Origin of the sequence: Bacillus siamensis KCTC 13613, assembly GCF_000262045.1 — a bacterium.
Taxonomy (GTDB): Bacteria; Bacillota; Bacilli; order Bacillales; family Bacillaceae; genus Bacillus; species Bacillus siamensis.
In genome coordinates this window covers 264,404-277,264 of record NZ_AJVF01000041.1, presented here as the reverse complement: position 1 = coordinate 277,264, position 12,861 = coordinate 264,404, and the positions used below count along the sequence as shown (strand labels likewise).

At 40.7% G+C, this 12,861-nt stretch carries 21 protein-coding genes; 5 read left to right on the top strand and 16 right to left on the bottom strand.

The genetic code is table 11. The features are described from left to right. Positions 1–42 precede the first annotated feature (42 nt). Entirely contained in the window at positions 43–231 is a 189-nt protein-coding gene (locus tag Y79_RS0116900) for a hypothetical protein (protein WP_016938739.1), read from the top strand. A gap of 112 nt (positions 232–343) precedes the next feature. On the opposite strand, the gene Y79_RS1000000121570 is transcribed toward Y79_RS0116900, so the two are convergent. Further along, positions 344–493: a PhrK family phosphatase-inhibitory pheromone gene (locus Y79_RS1000000121570; protein WP_016938738.1), complete on the bottom strand. Its 150-nt coding sequence runs from the start codon at positions 491–493 to the stop codon at positions 344–346. Continuing rightward, on the bottom strand, positions 494–1,606 hold the full coding sequence (locus Y79_RS0116890) for a response regulator aspartate phosphatase (protein WP_016938737.1): 1,113 nt from the start codon (positions 1,604–1,606) through the stop codon (positions 494–496). It abuts the gene before it with no gap. A gap of 287 nt (positions 1,607–1,893) precedes the next feature. Here Y79_RS0116890 and Y79_RS0116885 point away from each other — a divergent pair, with 287 nt between their 5' ends. Together Y79_RS0116885 and Y79_RS0116880 are read left to right on the top strand one after the other, a co-directional pair. After that, the gene (locus tag Y79_RS0116885; RefSeq protein ID WP_016938736.1) at positions 1,894–2,418 is read left to right on the top strand and encodes a hypothetical protein; all 525 of its coding nucleotides are present in this window, start codon (positions 1,894–1,896) and stop codon (positions 2,416–2,418) included. A 13-nt stretch (positions 2,419–2,431) separates the two neighbouring features. Continuing rightward, positions 2,432–3,370: a hypothetical protein gene (locus Y79_RS0116880; protein ID WP_016938735.1), complete on the top strand. Its 939-nt coding sequence runs from the start codon at positions 2,432–2,434 to the stop codon at positions 3,368–3,370. A 274-nt stretch (positions 3,371–3,644) separates the two neighbouring features. On the opposite strand, the gene Y79_RS0116870 is transcribed toward Y79_RS0116880, so the two are convergent. Beyond that, entirely contained in the window at positions 3,645–3,875 is a 231-nt protein-coding gene (locus Y79_RS0116870; RefSeq protein WP_016938733.1) for a helix-turn-helix domain-containing protein, read from the bottom strand. A gap of 250 nt (positions 3,876–4,125) precedes the next feature. Beyond that, positions 4,126–4,269, bottom strand: coding sequence for a hypothetical protein (locus tag Y79_RS1000000121565; RefSeq protein ID WP_016938731.1), 144 nt, complete (start codon positions 4,267–4,269; stop codon positions 4,126–4,128). A gap of 158 nt (positions 4,270–4,427) precedes the next feature. On the opposite strand from Y79_RS1000000121565, the gene Y79_RS0116855 reads away from it, so the two are divergent. Further along, positions 4,428–5,102, top strand: coding sequence for a hypothetical protein (locus Y79_RS0116855; protein ID WP_016938730.1), 675 nt, complete (start codon positions 4,428–4,430; stop codon positions 5,100–5,102). 18 nt (positions 5,103–5,120) lie between these two features. Then, positions 5,121–5,315 carry a hypothetical protein gene (locus tag Y79_RS0116850; protein ID WP_016938729.1) on the top strand — a complete coding sequence of 65 codons (195 nt, stop codon included), beginning with the start codon at positions 5,121–5,123 and terminating at the stop codon, positions 5,313–5,315. A 29-nt stretch (positions 5,316–5,344) separates the two neighbouring features. Here Y79_RS0116850 and Y79_RS0116845 read toward each other — a convergent pair whose 3' ends face one another. The 12 genes from Y79_RS0116845 to Y79_RS0116790 form a co-directional block, all read right to left on the bottom strand. Then, positions 5,345–6,499 (bottom strand): N-acetylmuramoyl-L-alanine amidase, encoded by a 1,155-nt coding sequence (locus tag Y79_RS0116845; RefSeq protein WP_016938728.1) that lies wholly within the window; start codon positions 6,497–6,499, stop codon positions 5,345–5,347. A 54-nt stretch (positions 6,500–6,553) separates the two neighbouring features. Then, a complete protein-coding gene (locus tag Y79_RS0116840) occupies positions 6,554–6,817 on the bottom strand; it encodes a phage holin (protein ID WP_014470539.1) in 264 nt (87 codons plus the stop codon). Positions 6,818–6,832: 15 nt separating this feature from the next. After that, positions 6,833–7,102 carry a hemolysin XhlA family protein gene (locus Y79_RS0116835; protein WP_032864879.1) on the bottom strand — a complete coding sequence of 90 codons (270 nt, stop codon included), beginning with the start codon at positions 7,100–7,102 and terminating at the stop codon, positions 6,833–6,835. A gap of 75 nt (positions 7,103–7,177) precedes the next feature. After that, positions 7,178–7,369 carry an XkdX family protein gene (locus tag Y79_RS0116830; protein ID WP_016938726.1) on the bottom strand — a complete coding sequence of 64 codons (192 nt, stop codon included), beginning with the start codon at positions 7,367–7,369 and terminating at the stop codon, positions 7,178–7,180. Next, positions 7,359–7,781: a hypothetical protein gene (locus tag Y79_RS0116825; RefSeq protein WP_016938725.1), complete on the bottom strand. Its 423-nt coding sequence runs from the start codon at positions 7,779–7,781 to the stop codon at positions 7,359–7,361. The genes Y79_RS0116830 and Y79_RS0116825 overlap by 11 nt, the downstream gene beginning before the upstream one ends. A 12-nt stretch (positions 7,782–7,793) precedes the next feature. Continuing rightward, positions 7,794–9,035, bottom strand: a complete 1,242-nt coding sequence (locus Y79_RS0116820) for a hypothetical protein (RefSeq protein WP_016938724.1) — start codon at positions 9,033–9,035, stop codon at positions 7,794–7,796. 14 nt (positions 9,036–9,049) lie between these two features. Further along, complete coding sequence (locus tag Y79_RS0116815; RefSeq protein ID WP_016938723.1) at positions 9,050–9,679, bottom strand: hypothetical protein; 630 nt, start codon at positions 9,677–9,679, stop codon at positions 9,050–9,052. Next, positions 9,676–10,860 (bottom strand): baseplate J/gp47 family protein, encoded by a 1,185-nt coding sequence (locus Y79_RS0116810; protein ID WP_235714301.1) that lies wholly within the window; start codon positions 10,858–10,860, stop codon positions 9,676–9,678. Before Y79_RS0116810 ends, Y79_RS0116815 begins: the two co-directional genes overlap by 4 nt. Continuing rightward, complete coding sequence (locus Y79_RS0116805) at positions 10,844–11,200, bottom strand: DUF2634 domain-containing protein (RefSeq protein ID WP_016938721.1); 357 nt, start codon at positions 11,198–11,200, stop codon at positions 10,844–10,846. Before Y79_RS0116805 ends, Y79_RS0116810 begins: the two co-directional genes overlap by 17 nt. Then, entirely contained in the window at positions 11,197–11,544 is a 348-nt protein-coding gene (locus Y79_RS0116800) for a Gp138 family membrane-puncturing spike protein (RefSeq protein ID WP_016938720.1), read from the bottom strand. The genes Y79_RS0116805 and Y79_RS0116800 overlap by 4 nt, the downstream gene beginning before the upstream one ends. After that, positions 11,544–12,518 carry a phage protein gene (locus Y79_RS0116795; RefSeq protein ID WP_230113502.1) on the bottom strand — a complete coding sequence of 325 codons (975 nt, stop codon included), beginning with the start codon at positions 12,516–12,518 and terminating at the stop codon, positions 11,544–11,546. Before Y79_RS0116795 ends, Y79_RS0116800 begins: the two co-directional genes overlap by 1 nt. Then, complete coding sequence (locus Y79_RS0116790; protein ID WP_016938718.1) at positions 12,496–12,855, bottom strand: phage baseplate plug family protein; 360 nt, start codon at positions 12,853–12,855, stop codon at positions 12,496–12,498. The genes Y79_RS0116795 and Y79_RS0116790 overlap by 23 nt, the downstream gene beginning before the upstream one ends. Positions 12,856–12,861 lie beyond the last annotated feature (6 nt).

The window sequence follows — 12,861 nt, the reverse complement described above, 5'->3', positions numbered from 1 at the left end:
GAATATTTGTTCTGGTATTATTCTCTTCAGGAGGTAATTCGAATGAATGACTTTGAGAGGAAAGTATATAGGATCATCTTTAATATGACCCGCTTCGGGAAAAACCCCTCCTTGGATGAATTGAAGAGAAAAACCGGTAAGGATGAACGCGCGATCCGGGAAGCAGTGAAGAACCTCATGAGGCAGCGTATGCTGAAGTGGGATAAGCATAAAAACAAGTGGATGTTTTGAGACAATATAATGAAGAAACTAAAATAGCTTTCCCCCTCTCCCCGCTTATTCACGCGATCTAATAGCTGCCGCTAAAAGCATAAAAAAAAGCCCTGGCTGGGGCTATTGTTTTTTATGTGCCTACTGGCCGCTCTGCTAATTTTAGAGTACCCACCGGGCGCTCTGTTATTTTAACATCTGATGATTCTTGATTAATCTTGACTACAGCTAAACCACTTAACGTAACGAAGGTTAGGGCTGCACAAAGAATAATTTTTTTCAATTATAATCCCTCCAGGTGCCTCATTTTCTCCTCGGCTAAAATAGCATGCTTAGAAAATTCAAGCGCCTCTTTATAGAGTCCATGCTTCTCACAGTGTTCTGAAATAACCAAAGAAAGATCAAAGACGCTATCAAGGTCATTTACTTCATATAAGTAAGATATACCACCTCGACAAGTTTCAATGCTTTTCCTCTGATCCTGCTGCAGAAGTCCGTAAATAATATTTATTTTAGCCTCATACACCTTATTCTCTTTTCGTTTAAAATATTCCTTTGTCTTTTTATAATAATATGGCATTTTATTTACATCCCCTATTTTATAAAGCTCTTTCAGAAACATATACAGGGAATTTATATAATAAACCGAGTCCCTCCAATCTTTATTTCTGATGGCTTTTTTCAAGGCATTTATACAGTCTTGGGAACGATTTGCTGCAGAATATGTAATACTTAAATTATGATGTATTAATGCGGTAAATAGTGAATCGTGTAGAACTCTCGAAATTCTGATTGCTTCTAAAAAACTTTCCTCCGCTTTTTCGTAAAGCCCTAAATCAGTGTAGTTTTGCCCGACAATCATAAGAGACGTGGCAAGCTTTCGTTTATAGCCTTCGTTCTCTCTATAAATTTGTACAGAGTCATTAATATAATTCAAAGAAATTAGACTCTGCCGCAACATCATATACATAGACGCCACTTTCGAATAAAATTCTGCCCGCTCTATACAATCGGGTATATCCTTCAATTTTTTCTCTGCTATTTTGAACAAAGTAATTGCTTTTTCAAAATTCCTTTTGTGCGACTCATATAACGCTTCAAATAGAAAGAAATAATATTCAATCATATGATCTGTTTTTTTTATTTCCTCAGCGTGGTTTTCATTAAAATATGAATGGGGCGGAAGCTCCTCCCCTTTCACCTGATACAAAAGCATTTTATGTCTTTCCTCCAACAAAGAATAATACATCAAAACTTCCTGATCCTCTTCCATTTCATCAAACAATGGTTTGACCTCTTCAAAATATCTCTCAGCAGACTCAGCGTCTTGTTGTTTTATCGCGATATACCAATCATTTAATATATTTGCAACACATTCAGAAGCCAGTTTACTCATAAGATAAACCCCTCTTTCTACAAATATTCTAAATTTTCTCAAACAATATTCTAGCATACCTTTAACATAAAATGTAATTAATAGGATTTTTTTTCGACATCACGCAATTTCCCGTTTCGATATCACGCAATTTTAAAAAAAGGCTATTTACCCACTTTTTCAGAATGGTATTATAGCGGACTATTTCTCTCTATTGTCGAATCTACAGATGTTTTTCCCCATTCATAAAAAAATGTAGACCTGTATAATTGGCGCTGTAACAAAATAACAAAAAAGGAGATGTTGAGATGAAAAAATTTGTTTTACCTTTCCTGGCTACCTTTACTTTAGCTTCCGGATCATTGCTTTCTTATCAAGACACCGCCTCTGCTGCATCTATTAAGACCGATGAAGAATGGATTACAATTGAAGACAGTACGGAAAGCTCTGGCTCTATTCTTCAGACAGCAACCGAAAGCCCGTATACTGTAATGGCGTCAAAACCTGATTATAAGACCAATTGGAATTTAAAAAAGCGCAGACAGGGACTGGACTTTTTCGCATGCAATTACGCCATGTTGACAAAGGCCAGCGCCAAAATGAGAATAAATACAATCGAGGCAAAATCACGATTGTACTATAATAACGGCGCGCTTTCAAAAAGCAAAACTGACACAAATAGTAATTCAAACTATGCCGGGGCGGAAGCTGTGGGAACAGTAACCGGGGGATATGGATGTAAAGGGAAAGCATATGGCAACTCCAAATACGTAAGAAAAAAATATAAAACTGTAACGCATCAGAAAAAATGGAACATAAAAGACGTTCTTTAAAATATAAATGAGAATGAAAAAGATTCTTTTAATTTGTGTTCCCTTCGTAATTTTGGCAGTTGCCGCATCCCTTTACTTCTTTAACAAAGATCAAAACAAACAGACTTCTGCAGTTACAGATGATGAAAAGTACAATGATGAACAAGAAGATGTGACCGGCCCCGGCACTGACACCGTTTCATACGGTTTATATGAAGAGGACGGGCAAATTTTAGACTCTTTGGATATTGGAAAGAAAAACGGGAAGGGATACAAAAAAGTATTATCGTTTAGTCATTATTTTAATGACAAAAGAAAATATGGATTGGTTATCCTCTCAGACTTCAAGACAATTCCTTTCAAAGCAGATAACGGAGGGTACAAAAAATCTTATACATTCAAAATGGATAAAGATTCGGTAAAAAAAATCAAGCTGGAATTTGAGCCGCCTTCTAATTTCAGCGAGTTAAGTTTCATTGTTATTCCTGAGCCTGATTACAAACAAGAGAGCAATAACCTTGATATAGCATCTGGTTTACAGGAAAACTTTACTCTCCGTTACATCAGGAAAAGCCGGGATGAAAAAGAAGACCTAAAACCTCAAAAAACAACTGATGAATTAACGGGCGAACAAGTATTTTTAACGTCAAAACAAACCGGAAATAAAATCCTATTCAAATCAAAAAGCAACCAAAAAACATACTTGCAAATTTTTAATTCACATGATACGAATCTTGATTATGCCTTAGTTGCCTTATCAGGGACAGAACAAAGCTCAGTTAATGGGAAACCTGTTTCATTTACCAGTGTTAAAGAGAATGCCACAAATATATATGAAATTGACATGCCGAAAGTTGAGGATAAAGAAAACTATCAAATTGTCCTATTTCCAACTCCATACAAGACAAGTACAATGTATGAAGGTCTAAACAATACAAGTGATTCGACTTTCAGGACGGTAATAACACCTTAGGAGGTATGGCCTTGTGTGGATTATAATTTTTCTGCTTATTATTTTGATTGGTTTCACCGGGAATATTGTCTCGTTGTTGAGAGCGCAAAAACAGGCTAATCAAAGAATTATTCAACTCTTAGAAGAGAAAAACAAATAATCCCCCTAAACGGGGGGTTATTTCATTTAATAATGTTTTCAAATTCACTTTCGTTTCTGGCCTCTAAGCGCTGTCAGCAGGCAAACCATACATTGACTTAAAAAACAAAAAACCCTTCTCGTCATAAGAAGGGTTTCATTGGTCATACGGCCGATACTTTTTCCGCTCTGCCTCTAATTCTTTTTTTAAAGCATGTACATGTTCCAGCAAGAATAAAGCCACCGTTCCCACTTTCTTTACCGCCTTGATCCGGCCGCCGCTGACAAGCTGGCTTACGCGCTGCCGGCTAACAGAAAGCAGCTCGGCAACTTCAGCAGCCGTCAAAACTTCTTCCTGGATAAACCTAATTTTTTCACTTTCTTTCATGTCGGCTTTCTCTCCACATCATAAAAAATCCTTTTAACAAAATAACCATTATAGCCAAGTATAAAACAAACGTTGTGATTTTCCCAAGGGTACCGACTTTTTCGTAATCAATAGCCACAATACCAGCAATGATGATAATAAGAGTGGTCATATCAAACGAGCTGTACTGCTTAAAATATTTTTTCATATCGTCGTGGACGTGATATAATAATGGAGCAAGGGGATTTTCTCCCCTTGTCTCACTATGTTTTTAGCGCTTCTTGCTTACCCGGCGGGAGCGCTTTTTCGTGTTCTTTTCTCGCTTTTCGCTTTCTTTCTGCCATATATCATAGATGTTTTTGATAATGGTCACGATACCAGCGATGATAAGAACGATGTTTCTGATCTCGTCCACCTCAGCACCTCCTTTCTATACTTCAATTATACAATATCTATTTACCATTGTAAATAGGTTGATCAAAAAAATTTCTTGTGGTGTAAATTTTTTCTTGTAATGTAATAATCCTTTTATATACAATAAGAAGAACCTACTAAAAACTGAGGGGCTATACGATGTCTACAGAACAAATTCAGAATACGAACGAGGGACAAGGAAATCCGGAGCAACCACCACGAAAATCAAAGAAAAAGCAACGAAACTCAAGGGAATCTCAACAAAATTCAAAAAGAAAACAACAAAACTCACAGAAAAATGACATTGAATATCCTGGTTCTGAGGTTTTACTCAATACAATAACTAGGGAATATGATGCTGAGGCTAATAGAAAACGAGACATTGAAACTAGGGCTGGCGTCCTTATTGCTTTATTAGGAGCATTAATAGGTTTTTATGCAACAGCGCTAGATTTTTCATTCTTTAAAAAAGCTCATAGTCCAATTGAAATGCTTTGTTTTTCAATAATTGCGCTGTTATATATTTTCCCAGCTATTATGCAGTTGATTGCATTTAAACACTTAATTAATGTGTTAAAAACTTTCGAGTATGAAACCATTGGATTAAATGGATTTAGCAATGAGAATGGAAGTCTACAAGTCAATGCGAAGTTTCCCAAAGATAAGCTTGAGTATGCTTTTGTCGATTCATATTATAATATTGTAAAACTGAACAGTAAGGCCAATGACACGAAGGCGAACCTCTACAAAAAAGGAATCGAGAAGATATTTATTTCAATAATCGGAATTGTGTTAGTGTATATGATTAAACAAATCATTCTTTTAATTATATAAGAAGAGAGGAAGGTTTTAATGGGAGATAAAAATAGTTGGAATAGAAATACAACGGTTAATCAACACAACGTTAATACAGGACCAAAACCTATAGGTTTTGATCCTAGAAAGGTACAAAGCAGTGTCAAAGCCAACGGTATAAAACTCGACTCCAGACAAATTTTATTCAGTAAGACACCACCATCCCCACCGAATAAAAGAAACAATAAATAACCCCCTCTCTATACGAAAGGGGGCTTTTTTTATTTCAATAGCGCCTCAAGCTTCACTTTAGTTTTTGATCCATAAATACCGTCAGCAGCCAGGCCATACATGGACTGGAACCGTTTGACTGCATTTGCTGTTTTCGGGCCATATGCGCCGTCGATTCCGAAATTCTTTGCATTCTTATCCGGGTAATAGTGGAGCGCCGCCAGCGCCGTCTGAATCTGTTTTACGGCCCCCCCTCGGGTTAACGGACTTGTGACTTTAAAAATACCCGCAGGTAGGCTGAATTTTGATTTTTGTTTTTTTGGCTTTGAGGCTGTTACTTTCTTCTTGCCGCCGCTTTTCAGCTCATTATCACTCTTAATATAGGAGACATTCACATATCCGTGGAATGTCTGGCCTTTTGAATTGGTGTATTCAACATATCCCCATCCGTTGACAGTTGATCCAAGCTGATATTTTACAACGGTGCCATTCGGCAGGTTAAGCACCATGGAAGAAGAGGCGCTCCGTTGTGTACGTAAAACAAGGCCATCGCTTGAAACCACCGTGTTTTTGATGAATCTTCCTGTATCTGTATGGGTAACATCCGGATTTGATACAGGCGCCGTTACAACCACACCATCCATTCGCTTTTCAACACGGGTCTTAAAATCGGCAAAACCTTTAGAATTGCTTACCCACGGCGCCGGGCAGATTTTATGTGTAATGTCGTAATGGCGAACAATATCATTGGATGGGTCAAGTTTATACATTTTGCACAGCTCGGCACAAACTTGTTCTGCACGGGCAATGGTATCCGGATGGAAAGTACCGTCCTTTTCAATGCAAAGCTCCACGCCGATAGATAAGAAATTTGCATTCGGCTTCAGCGCCGCGACACCCCGGTAAGGCTGCCCGTTAACGAATTGCTGAACGTCATTCGCATGATAGGCCACCTCATTCAACGGAATGATGCAAATAGCCTCTGTACGATCGACAAAGATATGTGCAGATGCAAAGGTCTGTTTTTTCTCAGATAGATTCCTGTTCTGTGCAGGGAGCGTTTGACCAAAATATCTATAATGATTGGCAGCAGGCGCGCCGGGGTTTGCCGTGTAATGTACGGCCAGTTTCTTCACGCCGTTGTTTTTAATTCCCGGCCGCGTCCATTTATTAATATCAATATATTGGTTTTTAAATGCTGACATAAAAATCTCTCCTATTCTGTTTTGAAATATAAAAAGGCCGCCGAACGGCAGCTCTTACTTGGTTAAATCGTGCTGTTTTAAAACGGCTTTTTGCTTATGGCCTTTTTCAGTCACATAGTTGTTTTTGAACCATGCTACCAGTGACATGATGATCGTAAACCCGATGGAGCCGCCTAAATAAACCGCGTCCGCAAGGTCATTCACTTGATCATCTGCAATCGGTAGCACATCTTTACCAAACATCACTAAAACTTGGTTTACCAGAGCAATAAAAAGAAGCACAGTCCGGACGACTGTACCTTTGTCGAATTTTTTCATATGTTATTTTCCTCCTTATTTTTGCAGCAGGTTATACATGATCGCGATAGCCCCGCCGATAAATCCGGTGCTGATGGCCGTTATTATGGCTCCTGTGATGGTCCGTTTGATCCAAGTCGTATTCTCATCAATTTTGTTCAGCTTTTCGTTTAATGAAATGATTTGCTGATCATGCCTGTCTGAAGAACGCTCAAGGACACTTACCCGCTGTTCAAGAGTCTTTTGACCGGCTTTAACCTCTGTAATTTCTTTTTGTAAAGCATTCACTTCCGGTACCTCCGTCATTTGTGACATTAGTACGCCCCCCTTTTATCTATCTCATACGCTTCACCTCCTTCGAGGCAAAATAAAAAAGCCTTATTAATTGGCTTCTGTTTGATCCTCGTATGGCTGCCCTGTTACTTCTTGAAACTGATCCGGTGTAACATACGCAGCAGCCACACCCTCTTTCATATCGTCGATGGTACAATCGTTAAAACCCATTGCCTGCTTTACCATTGCGATTGTCGCCCACTTGTAGAACAAGGCATATACCCAGAAATTAAGATTCACTGGTCACCCCTCCTTCCATTTCCAACAATTTAAGCTTTAAGTCGGCAAGCTGTTTGCCCATTGAAATATTTACTGCTTCAGCCTGCTTTCGTGCTATGATTTCATTTGTAAGCTGCATCCCAAGAGCCTGCTGGCCTTCTTCAGCTTGCTTTCTTGCAAGCTCTTCTGCTGATAGTTGTTTACCGATTGCAGAAATCTGCTCCATTAAGGGATTGGGTTCAGGAATACCTTTTGTTTGATCAATGTACTCCCGAGTCGCAGCTTCAACCCATTCACCTTTAATCTCGTCAAATTCCGGGTCGTACATGCCAGGTTTTATTTGCGCTTTTGTACTATTCGGCGGCAGCTCTTTCCCCTCAATATCAGCTTCACCTATATACTTTTTATTCTCGTCGTAAAATAGAACATGCATATTCTCCCCTCCTCACCATAATGGGATTGGTTTATCGAATGATACCCGGGTTACCGCTGAGTTATCATTTGCCATCATACCGTCATACCTCAACTCGCCATTTGTTGTGAAAGCAAACCGGGCAGTCCCGTATGATCCAATTGTCGGAACCACAAAATCAAGTAGGCGGGTCGGTTTATATGCGAATTTCGCCACAACTGTTCCTATAGATGGCAGGGAACCGAATGATCCAGCCAGCCACAAGGTATTATTTACTACCGAAAACATAAACGGGAAACTTAAATCCTGCTTCGCGCCGTTAATAAGTGATACAGTATTCCAAGATGGTGATAAATCACCATCTGACAAAAGACGTTTCCACCCGCTCCAAGTCAGGCTGCCGTCTACATAATTGGAAAAAACATTATTTTTGAAGTCTACCGCGATTACATAACCGTATGTCCCCATTCCGTTGCTGTCTAATGAGGTTAAATGAAAAACCCCCCTTGTAGAGCTTGTGCTGGGGGCATTTACCGCTTTTCCCGTTGAATAAAAAGTACCGAATCGCTTCCCACTTTGAACGATTTTGCTGTAAAAGTCATCTGTATCACTAATAGATACAAGAGCGCCTCCCGCGTCATCAGTTATTTTCGATAATTGCCCATTGTTCCATTTCTCCCGTTCTGCCTTTGATGTGTGGCGTTCTCCGTTGTTGTCGTGTTGGCGAAACGCATAATAGTCGGCCTGTCTAACATTTTCAACGTTACTAAGCCCGATCTGGTCCTTTGTAACCTCATGAGGGTTGTTTTTATCGTTGATATGTTTATCGGCGTATTCCTTGGCATTCCTTTCGGCCGTAGCAGCTTTATTTGATGCACCTGTTGTTGTCTCCTTGGCATCCCAGTTTACGCGCTCTGTAGCTGTAATATGGCGGTCATTGTCATTGGTATGTGTATCAAAATCGACTTTGGAAGCCTGCTGCACATTGTCAACGTTACCTAGCCCCACTTGTGCTTTTGTTGTCTTGTGCGGGTTGTCAGTCCGTCTTTCGTGCTTGTCAGTATAAGCTTCGGCATCAGATACAGCAGAAAAAACATCTTCCTTCGTTGCTCCGACCGTTTGCAACTCTTTCAAAGCCTGATAGGCCGTATATTGATACCAGTTAAACCAATCGGCCGGCGGGTGATCCATCGGCTTATACCCTTGATCAATGGACGTTTGCGGCGGCCGCTGACCGGGGTTCCCCCATTCTGGTAATTCTTTTGTAAAAGGCATATGCTTCACACTCCTTAAATTGGTAACGGGTAATCATCTTCTGGCCGGAAGATGCCCCCCAGGGTCCCGCCGTCTTTTCCATCAGAAGAAAACCCATATTCGCTTGTTTCTATGGTGCTGGCTGATGATGAAAAACAGAAAGTGCCGTTTAAATCCACATAAGCAACTCGAACCCCCGCAGCCACCGTTTTTTGAACGATGTTCGAAAATTGCGTTTCGCTCATTCCTACCTTACTTAATGCCTCGATCGGTGCCTTTTTCACAATGATTGCAGCTGGTTCATCCTGGTTGTTTTCTTTGCTGCTCACAATGTTTATTTCACTCGGCTTGCAGTTCAATGTTTTCGCCAGCGCTTGAATAATCCGGTTTGTTGTCCCGTCTGACGCATTCCGTGCGACCTTTCCGCGAATGAGCACGCGGTATATTTCATCAGTAGCCCGGCCCCGATCCTGGGCAACGTTATCCCCGAGTAGGTCCAGCGATTTCCCGCGCGCCGCGTCAATGTCCCGCCATTTTTCCGCCGTTGTCAGTGAAATTTTTAATGCTGTCAATTGTTCATCAACAATTAAAAAAAGCTTCCCGATATTGCTCTTTTCGTCTTTCAAGAACGCATCAGTAAGCTTTCCTATTAAATCCTTGATCATATCAGATTCACCACTATTTCAGAGAAGTGAACTTGCGCAACTTCTCTCGGTTCAATTGTAATATTTGACTGACCGAGAGCCGCCGCATCCTTCCCGATTTGTATAGTCACATCTGAAACCCCATTCACCTGATATACAGCGTTAAAAAGTTGCGACAGAATAACGTCGTCACCCATCTGCGAGCCGGTAAAAGATGAACCATTTTCATCAATCCCGCCAATTTTATATACGAGATTGTTTTTGATTTGACTCACACCGTCGGCAGGGAATGAAGCGTTTGTTTTTAAATCAAGCTGCACATAAATTTTTACTTCTTTTGCAAAATCAAATTTCACATCATGATCCAAACCGCTTGCATCCGTAATGACGACTGATTGTTCTCCAACAGTTTCAATACCGGCTGCTACGCTGTCAAATAGAGCTTGGGCCACGTCTACTTTTGTTCCCCCGAGAACATAAGCATGAATGCTTTTCGGTGGATTGCCGTCTGCATCTGTTTGCATGGTATTATTCGCGACTATATTCGCTGAACGAACGCCCGAAACGGCAAGCAATGCCGAAATGATGCCGCTATTCGTAGAAGCAGAGCTGCCTTCAACTGATTTTTTAATTCGCGCCCGAAATTCCGGATCAGATTCCTCGTCAGTGCCGCCGGAAGCAGCTTCCGGATTATTCACTGAATAAACTCCCTCTAACGTCTCAGCCTGTTCAGTAATGGTATTGGCCGCGACATTGTTAATAATCCCTTTAGACAGCGATACAGCCGCCCCTGTGCCCGTTCCATCATCCCCGATTACAACATCTTCGATTAGTTCAAAATAAATACCGGATTCCGTTGTATATTGGGTTTGTTCTTCTATTACGAATCCGGGTTCCCCGGTAAAAAACAGAGTAGTGACCGCCTCGGCCGCCGGCTCCCGGCTTATACCGAAATTACTTCCCAACCTGTCCAACTGAACACCTTCCGACTTACTGACAAAACCGCTATTATAAACCCGCTCTGCAATGTCCCAAATTCCCGCCAAAAACCAAGCAAAAATACGTAGGATAATGCCTAATGGTGTTTTGCTTGACGTGTTTATATCTTCGCCAAACAGCTCCTTCGCTTTGTCCTCCATGCCGTCAAGAAGCTCCGAATAGGTTTGACGTTGGAATCCTGTTTCATTAAGCAAGATCAACACCCCCAAGCTCGATTGTTTGATCATCCTCTTTCTTCATTTTCAAGTGGACAGATAGATTTCGTGTCTCTTTATCATGAGAAAACTCAACTGATTCAACGCTAGCAATTCGCTCGTCTTGTGTTACAGCATTAATAATGTCGTATTGCGCCTCTTCTTGATCAAAGCCTTTCCCGAGAATGTTACTCCGATCCAAGCCGAAATGTTCATCCAGAGTAAATTCCCCTAACCGTGTTTTTAAGGTTAATTCGACTGATTGAGCAATTTCCTCGTTCCCCTCAACCATCTGAAGAGTACCGTTTTCAAAACATAGATCACCGTCTACAAACTTGAGCGTTTTCATCCTTCCCACACTCCTATGACCACCGGATCATTGATACTGTGCGTTCGTCGAGAATCAGGATCAAACGTTTTGTTCCCATCCAAGTTATCAAGAGATCTTTCAGCGAATGAAACAAAAACCGAGGAACCAACCTTTATATCAGGCTCAACATGCTTTAAAACTGGTGCATGTTCGATCAACGGGTATTCATGAAGGTATTCACCATCATTCATAAGAAACAACAATTGCAGATCAGCAGTATGCTTTTCTGCATTGTATTTCACAACGCGAGCCGGAGCCAGTGTATGGATGGATAGTTTGATTCTTTTCTCAAAAGCATCGAAAAACCTCGTCGCTTTACTCATTACATCACCTTGCATTCTGTGAAAAAGTCTCTTCCATCAAACGAATGTGTACCCTCTTTCACTCGATATTTTCCTTTTGCTGTTTTGCTGTTGATTTCAATAATTGAAGCAACAGCGATACGGTGCTGAAGAAGACACTTCGCCTTATAACCTTTGAAATTATCTTCCTCAACCTGCTCAGGTGTCTCAATTAGTCCGGTGGCCTCTTCTAATTTGAAACGCTCATCATCGCCCTGATTAAGTGGGCGAATAACCGGTTTCCCTCGTCGATAGTACATAACGGCTCCGGCATCATGTATGACTTCTTCTAAATTATTTTCTATTAAGCCAGTCACCCGGTAACCCTTTTTGTACACCTTATTTTTCGGCAGGATAATATTTTTCACTTTAATTCCGAGAACGCGTAGCAGTTTATCTACAATTTGCCTCGATGTGGTTCCTGCTTTAAAAGTAATCTTCATGTATCGTTTGCGATACCTAACCTCTTCCCGCGTCCCGTAATTCCTGACAGTCTTGTACGTTCGGCCGTTTTTGTCTTTCCTGACAGTAACAACCGGTTTTGCAAGCTTATATCTTTTTTTGACATAATATTTCTCAGCAGGATCAGCATTGGCAGTTGTCACTTTCATATGGGTATAATCGTCACCGTCTTTTGAATAGATCGACGTCACCTTATCCAAGCCGCTCCAGTTATTCAGAACCTTTGTCACTTTGCCAATCGTCAAGACGCCGTAGTCGTCTCGATAACCCGCCTGAACCGTTATCGTGCTGCCTTTTTTTATCTTGTTGATCGAATCCTTGCTGAGATTGTAAATCTCAACTTTTGTTTCATTAGGTTTGAAATCATCGTCGAAGGGCACTTCAAAATGAATTTCTAAATCCTTGTAATCAAATGTGGTCTGCGAACTGCCGTTATCAATAGTTATTTTGACAACCCGGCCAAACAACTTTTTATTCGTCGTCGCCAATGTCATCCCCCTCCGACCCGTCAGCTACATCATCAATATAAAGAAACACGGTTTCCATGAAATTTTTATATGTAACCCGTGTTTCTGAATTTGATTCATCTAAAGGGATAAGGGCGGGGGCCGGCAGGTTTTCATTTACAATGTCATTCCACAAAGGAACATTGAGTATAAGCTTCTCGCCCAGAACGATAGGCGTCATATCCTGCTCATATAAATCCAGTGAAAAACTATCATCGGATTGATTGTAATTTATACGCAGAATAAACGTGTCATCCGCTAAATCAAATTCGAACTGCTGCGGAATATCTTCTTTATCAAAAGGAATATAGTCCCTCGTTGCCATTTCCCG